9 protein-coding genes and 1 pseudogene are annotated in these 10,622 nt (G+C 40.9%); 8 read left to right on the forward strand and 2 right to left on the reverse strand.

Annotated features, from left to right (window positions below):
- Positions 1-174 precede the first annotated feature (174 nt).
- The 8 genes from rlmN (at position 175) to Q0Z70_RS11800 (ending at position 8,117) form a co-directional block, all read left to right on the forward strand.
- Positions 175-1,209: a 23S rRNA (adenine(2503)-C(2))-methyltransferase RlmN gene (gene rlmN / locus Q0Z70_RS11765; RefSeq protein ID WP_298074775.1), complete on the forward strand. Its 1,035-nt coding sequence runs from the start codon at positions 175-177 to the stop codon at positions 1,207-1,209.
- A gap of 72 nt (positions 1,210-1,281) precedes the next feature.
- Positions 1,282-2,355 (forward strand): DUF4837 family protein, encoded by a 1,074-nt coding sequence (locus Q0Z70_RS11770; RefSeq protein ID WP_298074759.1) that lies wholly within the window; start codon positions 1,282-1,284, stop codon positions 2,353-2,355.
- Between the two features lie 2 nt (positions 2,356-2,357).
- Complete coding sequence (gene pdxA, locus Q0Z70_RS11775) at positions 2,358-3,458, forward strand: 4-hydroxythreonine-4-phosphate dehydrogenase PdxA (RefSeq protein ID WP_298074761.1); 1,101 nt, start codon at positions 2,358-2,360, stop codon at positions 3,456-3,458.
- A gap of 1 nt (position 3,459) precedes the next feature.
- Positions 3,460-4,719 (forward strand): sigma-54 dependent transcriptional regulator, encoded by a 1,260-nt coding sequence (locus tag Q0Z70_RS11780; RefSeq protein WP_298074763.1) that lies wholly within the window; start codon positions 3,460-3,462, stop codon positions 4,717-4,719.
- The gene (locus tag Q0Z70_RS11785; protein WP_298074765.1) at positions 4,706-5,230 is read left to right on the forward strand and encodes an LptE family protein; all 525 of its coding nucleotides are present in this window, start codon (positions 4,706-4,708) and stop codon (positions 5,228-5,230) included. The genes Q0Z70_RS11780 and Q0Z70_RS11785 overlap by 14 nt, the downstream gene beginning before the upstream one ends.
- A gap of 3 nt (positions 5,231-5,233) precedes the next feature.
- Positions 5,234-5,995 carry a tetratricopeptide repeat protein gene (locus tag Q0Z70_RS11790; protein ID WP_298074768.1) on the forward strand — a complete coding sequence of 254 codons (762 nt, stop codon included), beginning with the start codon at positions 5,234-5,236 and terminating at the stop codon, positions 5,993-5,995.
- 6 nt (positions 5,996-6,001) lie between these two features.
- The gene (secG, locus tag Q0Z70_RS11795) at positions 6,002-6,364 is read left to right on the forward strand and encodes a preprotein translocase subunit SecG (RefSeq protein WP_298074770.1); all 363 of its coding nucleotides are present in this window, start codon (positions 6,002-6,004) and stop codon (positions 6,362-6,364) included.
- A gap of 88 nt (positions 6,365-6,452) precedes the next feature.
- Positions 6,453-8,117 carry an MFS transporter gene (locus tag Q0Z70_RS11800; protein ID WP_298074771.1) on the forward strand — a complete coding sequence of 555 codons (1,665 nt, stop codon included), beginning with the start codon at positions 6,453-6,455 and terminating at the stop codon, positions 8,115-8,117.
- An 18-nt stretch (positions 8,118-8,135) separates the two neighbouring features.
- Here the strand turns inward: Q0Z70_RS11800 and Q0Z70_RS11805 are convergent.
- Both Q0Z70_RS11805 and Q0Z70_RS11810 read right to left on the reverse strand, forming a co-directional pair.
- Positions 8,136-8,294 (reverse strand): annotated as a pseudogene (locus Q0Z70_RS11805) (IS982 family transposase); the annotation flags it as partial.
- Between the two features lie 875 nt (positions 8,295-9,169).
- Positions 9,170-10,231, reverse strand: coding sequence for a DUF4831 family protein (locus tag Q0Z70_RS11810; protein WP_298074773.1), 1,062 nt, complete (start codon positions 10,229-10,231; stop codon positions 9,170-9,172).
- Between the last annotated feature and the right edge of the window lie 391 nt (positions 10,232-10,622).

A 10,622-nucleotide genomic window follows, 5' to 3' on the forward strand; every position in this document is an offset into this window, starting at 1 on the left:
TTACGATTTGGTTACGCCGCGACGGTTTTTCCTGGCTTTTTACCGGTCTCCGTTGGCCTCACTTATGTCCGCATCAGTCTTCCTTATCTATTGTCTGTCAATTTATTCGCCCCGACTTTCCGTTTCACCGATTTTTGTACTACCTTTGCAGCCGAAAACTATAAGAAGCGTGGTATGCAGAAACAACCTCTTTTGGGAATGACTTTGTCGGAATTGCAATCTGTCGTGAAATATTTGGGGATGCCTTCGTTTTCTGCCAAACAGATTGCATCTTGGCTGTATGATAAGAAAGTAGTTTCTATTGATGAAATGACTAATCTTTCTTTGAAGCATCGTGAAATGCTGAAGGAAGGATATGAGGTTGGTGCTTATTCTCCTATAGACGCGATGTGTTCGACAGATGGGACCGTGAAATATCTTTATCAGGTTGGAGAGAGACATTATGTGGAAGCCGTTTATATACCAGATGATGATAGGGCAACTTTGTGTGTTTCTTCGCAGGTCGGCTGTAAGATGGGTTGCAAGTTTTGTATGACGGGTAAGCAGGGTTTTTCGGCCAATTTGACTGCCAATCAGATTTTAAATCAAATTCATTCGTTACCTGAAAGGGAAAAACTTACGAATGTAGTGATGATGGGAATGGGTGAACCGCTTGATAATTTGGATGAAGTGTTAAAGACCCTTGAAATAATGACCGCTACTTATGGTTACGCTTGGAGTCCGAAGCGGGTGACGCTTTCTACAGTTGGTTTGCGTAAAGGCCTGAAGCGTTTCATTGAAGAAAGTGATTGTCATTTGGCTGTGAGCCTCCATTCTCCGTTACCTTTACAACGTAGAGAATTGATACCGGCCGAGAAGGCTTTTTCTATTACAGAGATAGTAGATTTACTACATGATTATGTTTTTAGTAAACAACGCCGTTTGTCTTTTGAATACATCGTTTTCAAGGGCGTAAATGATACCGTTCCTTATGCAAAAGGGCTGTTAAAGCTTTTACGTGGCTTGGATTGTCGTGTGAACTTAATTCGGTTTCATGTTATTCCGGGTGTTGACTTGAAGGGGGCAGATATGGAAACGATGATTCGTTTTCGCGATTATTTAACATCGCATGGCTTGTTTACAACCATACGTGCTTCCCGTGGAGAAGATATATTTGCGGCTTGTGGGATGCTGTCTACTGCCAAACAGGAGACGGGAAATATGAATTAATATAAATTATTAACTTTGGCATGGTGGATAAAGGCATTCTTTGTAGCTTTGTAAAATTTAAATAGGTAAGATATGAAAAGGTTTTTGTATTACTTCAGTATGTTTGTGGCATTGGCTGCGTTCTCATCTTGTGGTGGCAAGAAGAGTGGTAAAGGGTTGCTAACTCCCACGTCCAGTGGTCGGGCATATGAGATTTTGGTTGTGATAGACCAACAAATGTGGGAACGTCCCGCAGGTCGTGCCCTCTACGATGTGCTTGATTCAGATGTTCCTGGGTTACCTCAATCTGAGCGTTCTTTTAGAATTATGTATACCGATCCGGCTCATTATGATGCAACGCTGAAATTGATTCGTAATATTATAGTGGTCGATGTGCGCGACATCTATACTCAACCCACGATGAAGTATAGTAAAGATGTATATGCTTCTCCCCAGTCTATATTGACGATACAGGCACCAGATGAAGATTCCTTTGCTACCTATGTGGCAGAGCATCGGCAGACTATTATTGATTTCTTCACTCGCGCCGAGATGAACCGCCAGATTACTATATTGGAGACTAAGCATAATAATTTTGTATATAGCGAAGTAAAAAAGATGTTTGATTGCGAAGTGTGGGTGCCTGGTGAATTGACTTCCCATAAAATAGGGGAGGATTTCCTTTGGGCAGGAACCAATACGGCAACAGGCGATCAGAACTTTGTGATTTATTCTTTTCCTTATCGTGATAAAGATACTTTTACGAAGGAATATTTTCTGGCTAAGCGCGATTCTGTGATGAAAGTTAATATTCTTGGCGCACGTGAAGGTATGTATATGGCGACCGATACATTGCTGACGGATGTAAAGCCTATTTCTGTTCAGGACACTTATGCGCTTGAGGCACGTGGCTTATGGCGTATTAAAGGTGACTTTATGGGAGGCCCGTTTGTTTCCCACATGCGTTTGGACGAAAAGAATCAGCGTATTATTGTTGCTGAAATCTTTGTTTATTCACCAGATAAATTAAAAAGAAATTTGGTTCGTCAGATGGAAGCATCTCTTTATACTTTACGTTTATCAGCTAAAGAACAGCAAACGGAATACGGAAAGGAGCTTCAGGATGAGAAGGCGTCCAATGATACAATTATTAATGGGAAGAAATAATAATGGAAGATAGAAGAATAAGAATCGGCATTACGCAAGGCGATATCAACGGAGTTGGTTATGAAGTTATTTTGAAGACATTTGCAGAGCCTGCAATGTTGGAATTGTGTACCCCTATCGTATATGGTTCCCCAAAAGTTGCTGCTTACCATCGCAAATCCCTTGACTTGCCGACTAATTTTAGTATTGTAGAGTCGGCAGAAAATGCAGTTCCGGGTCGTTTAAGTATTGTAAACTGCAATGGCGATGACGTGAAAGTGGAGTTTGCCAATCCTACTCCTGAAGCGGGTCATGCTGCTTTGGCTGCGTTGGAAAAGGCTGTTGAGGAATATAAAAAAGGGCTGATTGATGTGATTGTGACGGCTCCTATCAACAAACATACAATTCAGTCGAAAGACTTTCATTTTCCTGGTCATACCGAATATATTGAACAAGCACTTGGTGAGGGCGGGAAAGCGCTTATGATTTTGATGAAGAATGATTTGCGTGTGGCACTTGTCACGGGACATATCTCTGTGAGTAAGATTGCTTCAGTGCTAAATAAGGAATTGATAAAGGAAAAATTACGTATATTCCATCGTTCATTGAAATTGGACTTTAATATTGAGATACCTCGTATTGCTGTCCTTTCGCTTAATCCGCATGCTGGCGATGAAGGCCTGTTAGGTACAGAAGAGCAGGATATTATTATCCCGGCGATGAAAGAAGCTGGCGAAGAAGGCATCCTTTGTTTTGGCCCTTTCCCGGTCGATGGCTTTATGGGAGCAGGCGGATTTTCGCACTTTGATGGTATATTGGCCATGTATCATGACCAAGGTTTGGCACCTTTTAAGGCACTTGCAATGGACGAAGGCGTGAACTTTACGGCTGGACTTCCTGTTGTGCGTACTTCGCCTGCACATGGTACAGCCTATGATATAGCGGGGAAAGGTATTGCATCTGAAGATTCATTCCGTCAGGCTGTTTATGTAGCTATTGATGTGTATCGTAATCGTCAGCATGATCGACAGGCTCGTTCAAATCCGCTTCGAAAATTGTATTATGAGAAGCGTGATGACAGTGACAAATTGAAGTTAGATACAACAACAGAAGCAGATTTATAATATGGTGAAGGCAGAGATACAGCAAGTCAAGTTGCGTTTTGGTATCATTGGAAACAATGAAGCCTTGCTTCGGGGGATTGATGTTGCTATGCAGGTGGCGCCGACAGACTTGTCTGTTCTGATAACTGGAGAGAGCGGTGTAGGAAAAGAAAGCTTTCCGCAGATTATACATCAATACAGCCGTCGCAAGCATGGGCAGTATATTGCTGTAAACTGCGGAGCCATTCCTGAAGGGACTATTGACTCAGAATTGTTCGGACATGAAAAAGGAGCTTTCACTGGGGCTATTAGTGAACGTAAAGGTTATTTTGGCGAGGCAAATGGCGGCACCATCTTTTTGGACGAAGTAGGTGAATTGCCTTTGCCTACTCAGGCACGCTTGCTTCGCGTACTCGAAAGTGGGGAATTTATAAAAGTGGGTTCATCTAAGGTAGAGAAAACAGATGTTCGAATTGTGGCTGCTACCAATGTCAATTTAGTACAGGCTATTGCCGACGGACGATTCCGTGAAGATCTGTATTATCGTTTGAATACTGTGCCTATTCAGATACCGCCTTTGCGTGAGCGAGGAGAAGACGTTGTCTTACTTTTCCGCAAGTTTGCTTCTGATTTTGCTGAGAAGTACCATATGCCTCCTTTACAACTGACTGAGGATGCACGTCAGATGTTGATAGCCTATACTTGGCCTGGAAATGTGAGACAGTTGAAGAATATCACAGAACAAATTTCCATAATAGAGGCTAATCGGGAGATCAATGCAGATATCTTGAAAAACTATTTGCCTGAGAATAATGCACAACGTTTGCCGGCTTTATTAGGAAATAAGGGAAGTAAAGGATTTGGGAGTGAACGCGAGATTCTTTACCAAGTCTTGTTTGATATGCGCCAGGATGTGACGGAGTTGAAAAAGCTTGTCCATGAGATTATGACTGAACGGGCGGTTACAGGTGTGGGGAGTGGTATTAAATCGTCTTATTACACCTCTCCTTCCCAACCTCAACTTGTGACACCTGCAACAGTTGCGCCGAATGTGACTACCATCATTCAACCGACTACTTCGCTTTCATCTTCTGTGAACGATGATGATATTCAAGATACAGAGGAATATGTAGAAGAATCGTTAGCTTTAGATGATGTAGAAAGGGATATGATTCGTAAAGCTCTTGAGAAACACCATGGAAAACGGAAAAGTGCGGCTCAGGATTTGAACATCTCAGAACGCACTTTATATAGAAAAATAAAGGAATATGGATTGGATTAAGAAGATAGGAATCATTGCTGTTTGTGCTTGTTTGGCTTTTATTGTGTATTCATGTCGCATTTCTTTGGGATTGGCTCCGATTAGTTCCATTGATTATACGAAAGTCAAGACAATTTCTATTTCCGATTTCCCTAATCGGGCAGAGTATGTTTATGCACCTCTGGCAGTGGAATTTAATACGAAACTGAAGGATATGTTTATACAGCAGACCCGTTTGCAGATTGTAAATTCTGGAGGAGACTTGGAAATTGATGGTGAGATTACGGGGTATAATCAATATAATGAATCAGTAGATGCCAGTGGTTTTGCTTCGAAAGTAAAAGTTACGTTGACGGTGAATGTACGATATGTCAACAATACTAATCATGAAGAAGACTTTGAACAACAGTTCTCAGCTTTTCAAACTTATGATTCAGGGCAGTTGTTGACCGATGTGCAGGATAATCTGATAACGTTGATGGTTAAAGATATTACAGAACAAATCTTTAATGCAACAGTAGCTAATTGGTAAAAGATGACAGCTGTTCAGTTACAACAATGGATTCTGCACCCTGAAACTTTGAATCAGGGTTCTTTGTATGAATTACGAACATTGGTTGCGCGTTATCCTTATTTTCAGTCCGTTCGTTTGCTGTACTTGAAGAATTTATATTTGCTTCATGATGTGAGTTTTGGAGCAGAATTAAGAAAAGCTGTACTTTATGTCGCAGACAGGCGATCTTTGTTTTACCTCATTGAAGGCGAGAGCTATAAATTGAATCGTAACGAACAAGTTGTTTCTATCTTAGGAAAGGAGGAGGAACCTGGAATTGACCGTACATTGTTTCTTATTGATGCTTTTCTTGCCAAAATGCCGGATGTACAATCTCAGACGCCGGAGTTAGATTATACGATGGATTATACAGCTTATTTGCTGCATGGTGATAAAACCACTGAAGCCGTAGAAAATGAAATGCCACCTTTACGTGGTCAGGATTTGATTGATGGTTTCTTGAACAAGATGAATTCTGATGAAAGGGAGCTTCCGACTGACCAAGTGAATGATGATCAAGCAGAGGAAGCAGAGGAAGAAAAGGGTGAAGATAGTGTTGTAGAAAGAGAAGATGATAGTTATTTTACTGAAACATTGGCTAAAATTTATGTAAAACAGCACCGATATGAGAAAGCACTTGAAATAATTAAAAAGTTAGACTTGAATTATACAAAAAAAAATGCTTACTTTGCAGACCAAATCCGATTTTTGGAAAAATTGATTATTAACGCTAAATCAAAATAAGTAGAAATGTATTTATTATTAGTTATCTTAATGTTGCTTGCATCTGTGCTGATGTGCTTCATTGTTTTAATTCAAAATTCGAAAGGAGGCGGTTTGGCTTCCGGCTTTTCTTCATCCAATCAGATTATGGGTGTACGTAAAACGACAGACTTCTTGGAAAAAGCTACATGGACATTGGCTGCCGTAATGGTTGTTCTAAGTATTGCTACCGCTTATGTGTTGTCGTCTGCTACCGTGCGTGAAGGTGATGTAATTATGGATCAGGCAACACAACAGGAAGCAACTAATCCGTACAATATGCCTGTAGGTACATCTGCTCCTCAGGTGGAAGCCCCTGCGGCAAAAGCTCCTGCAGACTCTGTAAATTGATATAAAGTTATAATTTCTGAAATAGCGGGATTGCTGCATATTATTATGAAGCAATCCCGTTTTTTGTTTCTCATAAACTGTTGATATAATGAATTCTACTTCCCAAATTCATCAAACATTACGTGATTCGGCAGGAATACGCTGGATGGTTCTGTTGTTCTTGGCTTTTGCCATGTTCTGTTCCTATATCTTTATGGATATTCTGTCTCCCATTAAGGACTTGATGCAGTCTACTCGCGGTTGGGACTCTACGGCTTTCGGAACAATGCAAGGTTCTGAGACCTTTTTGAATGTATTTGTCTTTTTTCTCATCTTTGCAGGCATTATCTTGGATAAGATGGGAGTACGTTTTACAGCTGTCCTTTCTGGAGCAGTGATGCTTGTGGGAGCTGTCATAAATTGGTATGCTGTGACTGAGAGTTTCCAAGGAAGTGGCCTTGAAACTTGGTTCAATAATAATTTGAATTATATTCCGGGTTTTGAGGAACTGGGTATTTCTCCTTTTTATGAAGGCATGCCTGCGTCAGCTAAATTTGCAGCTGTAGGTTTTATGATATTTGGCTGTGGAGTTGAAATGGCTGGTATTACAGTATCTCGTGGTATTGTCAAATGGTTCAAAGGGCGTGAAATGGCTTTGGCTATGGGATCGGAGATGGCTCTTGCCCGTTTAGGTGTGGCTACCTGCATGATCTTTTCGCCTATGTTCGCCAAGTTGGGTGGAGTGATTGATGTTTCTCGTTCGGTTGCTTTTGGCGTAGTGTTGCTGATGATTGCGTTGATAATGTTTATCGTCTATTTCTTTATGGATAAGAATTTGGATGCACAAACGGGGGAAGCCGAAGAGAAAGATGATCCGTTTAAAATAAGTGATTTGGGAAGTATTCTATCAAGTAGCGGTTTTTGGCTGGTGGCTTTGTTGTGTGTATTGTATTATTCTGCTATTTTCCCTTTCCAGAAATATGCAGTCAATATGCTTCAATGTAATTTAGCATTCTCAGAAGTACCGGCAGGCTCTTTCTGGGCTACTAATACAGTGACTGTCATTCAATATTTGATCATGTTAGTTGTAGCTGCTGCCGCTTTTGCTAGTAATTTCTCTAAGCGTGCTTTCATGAAGAATACTCTATTGGTTGTGGCAGGTATAGCATTGGTTTTCTTCTGCTATATGGGTTATATGCGTCAGAGTGCAGAGACAGTGTTTGCGGTATTTCCTTTGCTGGCTGTCGGCATTACACCGATTTTGGGTAACTATGTTGACCATAAAGGGAAGGCTGCCAGTATGTTGGTAATCGGTTCTTTGTTGTTGATTTTCTGCCATCTGACATTTGCATTTGTTTTGCCTATACTTAAAGGAAGTGCTATAGGAGGAATTATAGTGGCTTATCTCACTATTTTGGTTCTGGGGGCAAGTTTTTCTTTAGTCCCGGCATCATTGTGGCCAAGTGTACCTAAGTTGGTGGATGCAAAAATTATCGGTAGCGCTTATGCTCTTATTTTTTGGATTCAGAATATAGGACTTTGGTTATTTCCGCTGTTAATTGGCAAAGTGCTTGATAAAACCAATCCTCAGCTTGTGGTCGATTTACAGAATGGAATGATTACGCCTGAGGAAGCAGCTGTCTCTTATGATTACACAGCTCCGCTTGTTATGCTTGCCTGTCTTGGTGTAGCTGCTTTGATTTTAGGTTTTGTTTTGAAGGTCGTGGATCGTAAGAAGGGGCTTGGCTTGGAAGCTCCTAATATCAAGATGTGAGTTCGGGATAAGCTCCTGTTAAAACAATGTCAATAGAGTTGTTCTTTCCACATGTACCGGCAATGCTTCCAGCTTGTTCTCAAAGAATGAATATGCCGTGAGTGCAGAGCAGATGTTCATGATGAAATTGTGTATTGAACTGTGCCTTGAATGTACGATGTTGGCATAGCGTCTGAGGTTGCGGCGACGGTGTTCCTTGTCTTCAAGAAGGAGGTTTTCGCACATTGCGAAATTCTTGCAAAACTCATCCATGACACAGAAAATTTCTATAACTTTGTTTTCGGTAATCACCGCTTGTATTCTTGTAAGTTGTTGCAAGCCACCTATAAAGGTGCAAGATTACCAATTTTTATGAGGCTTTTCTTATCCCGAACTGACGTATGACTCAAATTTGGTAAAGCAATTTACCGAAGTTTGAGTTATATGTTATAATTTAACGTGAGTTCGATGAAATCAAACAATCCTACCCTATTTATTGCTATTTCCATTCGCTATTCCTTTACTCTGCCATGTAGCACTTCCTGAAGTCCCGGCGCAGTGCTTCGTGAGGGTGTCATGCCGTACTGTATGGGGAGGGGACGAAGCACATCGTCAGAGGGTCAGCAAGCACGGTGTCAGGACGGAAAGAATTGCCCGTGAAAAAAAGAGGAAGAAAAACAGGGTTTTGGCACGGGTAAAACAGTCCTGTCAACAATATCGCTTCATTATCAGCAAGTTACGGCGACGGTGACAGGAACTGTACAAACTTTATGAAATACAATAAAAAATAGGCTGCCTTTAAAGGCAAGGCTTTTTTTATTTTTCATGGAAATGTTTACCAAAGACTCAGTCCTGTCAACAATATCCATTGATAATCAGGCGATATTGTTGACAGGACTATTTTGGACCCTCCCGAACTTTTCCAAAATGATAAAAATTCGCCGAGTTCACGTATCAAGGGATAATATTATCGTATGTCAGAAAGGCAAGTTCCAGGAATTTATTGAACTGCTTATTACATCACATTCCAGTGAAAATAAAATCAATTTAAGGGTTCGAAGATAAACATTGATTTAGTCTTCTTCCCTATCTACCTTTAATAAAGCTCCTGTATTGGTGTCGAACAATACTTTGGTTGTGGATTTCTTGTTGAATAATACGGGAGCAAGATATTCTTGCGCACCGAATTGGGTTATAGGAAGTTCATTGTCGAACAGATTCTTGCCTTGATAGGTCAGTACAACCTTTGCTCTTCCTGGTACATTGTAGATGATGCCTTCTAATTTCTTTTTTCCTTCGGTGGGCGAAAGATTGAGGACATTCATGTTTTTAATGCTGATATAAATCGGCTCGCCTGCTAAATTGTCATTGTCTACTACACCCAGTTTGCGAGAAAAGCGTAGGGCTATTTCGTCTTCCTTTTCTTGTGGAACAATGCGGACGTTGAATATCTTTGTCTCTTTCTTTTCCTTTCCGGTAAATATTTCTGTCATGGCTTGCTCTTGTATGTTCAGGTTGTCTAACATGATTTTCAGTTGGTTGCCATCGGTAGGCATATTGTCTGCTTCACCTCGTATCAGAGCGTTCTTACTTTCGCGTATATTATAAATTTCTTTGGCAACAAGTTCGGCCATCTTGGCGTTGGAGTTTGCCATCAAGATTTCTTCGGTCAGGAAACTACGCACATCAACTTCTTTGGCTTTTTCCCCCTCTGGAGATTTGTTTGGGGTATCTTTTTTCTTGCCGCTAAAAGGTAGATTGATAGAGCGTACGATGCCGTCTTCTGTCAGTTCCATTAAAGGAGCTACGGTCTTGTCTTTCATCTTTACGAAATAGACGTTATCCTTGTCGGGTACTCCGACTATGCCTGTTTCTATTTTGTCGATTGTCCAATAGACTTCGGGGTCGTCCGATACGTCTGAAAGGTGCAGGTAGCGGTCGGCATAACGGCAGAATTCACCAGGGGTATAAGTATGTTGGGTGGCATGTACCTTGATTTCAATTTCGGTTTGCGGGAGCATATAAGTCACTCCATAATCCTTGCCTTGCATTATTCCCACAGTAACTTCCGTCTGTGCCGACGCCAAAAGGCTCATTGTGAGTGCTGATGACAATAAGAATATATTTTTCTTCATGCTTCTTTGGATGTTGGTTAGTGTTTTCTTTAATTTAACAAAGATAGATAAGTTATTTTTGTCATGAATAGATTTTGCCATAATTAACAAAAGAAACAAGTTACGGTTTGTGCAAATTGGGTATTAGAAAGGATGTTGTTCTAACTTGTACAATTTAGGATTAGGAAGTTATGAACCTGCGATTTATGGCAACCTTGAGTCAACTTCTGCAATGCCTATACGGTCGTTGTTCAGCAGGACACGCAAGTCACTGGCCTCCACTGCCGGAAAGCTTAGATTCAAGAACGAAGTGCAAAAATTTTCGAGCTGAATATCCCACATATTTTTTCGGCTCGCGACTTAATGGCGCAAAAAATAACTTTCAACCGGCAATACAAAAAAGGAGACCGAA

It is taken from the genome of uncultured Bacteroides sp., from assembly GCF_947632445.1.
GTDB lineage: Bacteria > Bacteroidota > Bacteroidia > Bacteroidales > Bacteroidaceae > Bacteroides.

What these genes read in the sequence shown, in the direction of transcription:
- Q0Z70_RS11785 (WP_298074765.1), top strand. Translation starts at nt 4,706, where the DNA reads ATGGATTGGATTAAGAAGATAGGAATCATTGCTGTTTGTGCTTGTTTG.
- secG (WP_298074770.1), top strand. Translation starts at nt 6,002, where the DNA reads ATGTATTTATTATTAGTTATCTTAATGTTGCTTGCATCTGTGCTGATG.
- Q0Z70_RS11780 (WP_298074763.1), top strand. Translation starts at nt 3,460, where the DNA reads ATGGTGAAGGCAGAGATACAGCAAGTCAAGTTGCGTTTTGGTATCATT.
- Q0Z70_RS11790 (WP_298074768.1), top strand. Translation starts at nt 5,234, where the DNA reads ATGACAGCTGTTCAGTTACAACAATGGATTCTGCACCCTGAAACTTTG.
- Q0Z70_RS11810 (WP_298074773.1), bottom strand. Translation starts at nt 10,231, where the DNA reads ATGAAGAAAAATATATTCTTATTGTCATCAGCACTCACAATGAGCCTT.
- pdxA (WP_298074761.1), top strand. Translation starts at nt 2,358, where the DNA reads ATGGAAGATAGAAGAATAAGAATCGGCATTACGCAAGGCGATATCAAC.
- Q0Z70_RS11770 (WP_298074759.1), top strand. Translation starts at nt 1,282, where the DNA reads ATGAAAAGGTTTTTGTATTACTTCAGTATGTTTGTGGCATTGGCTGCG.
- rlmN (WP_298074775.1), top strand. Translation starts at nt 175, where the DNA reads ATGCAGAAACAACCTCTTTTGGGAATGACTTTGTCGGAATTGCAATCT.
- Q0Z70_RS11800 (WP_298074771.1), top strand. Translation starts at nt 6,453, where the DNA reads ATGAATTCTACTTCCCAAATTCATCAAACATTACGTGATTCGGCAGGA.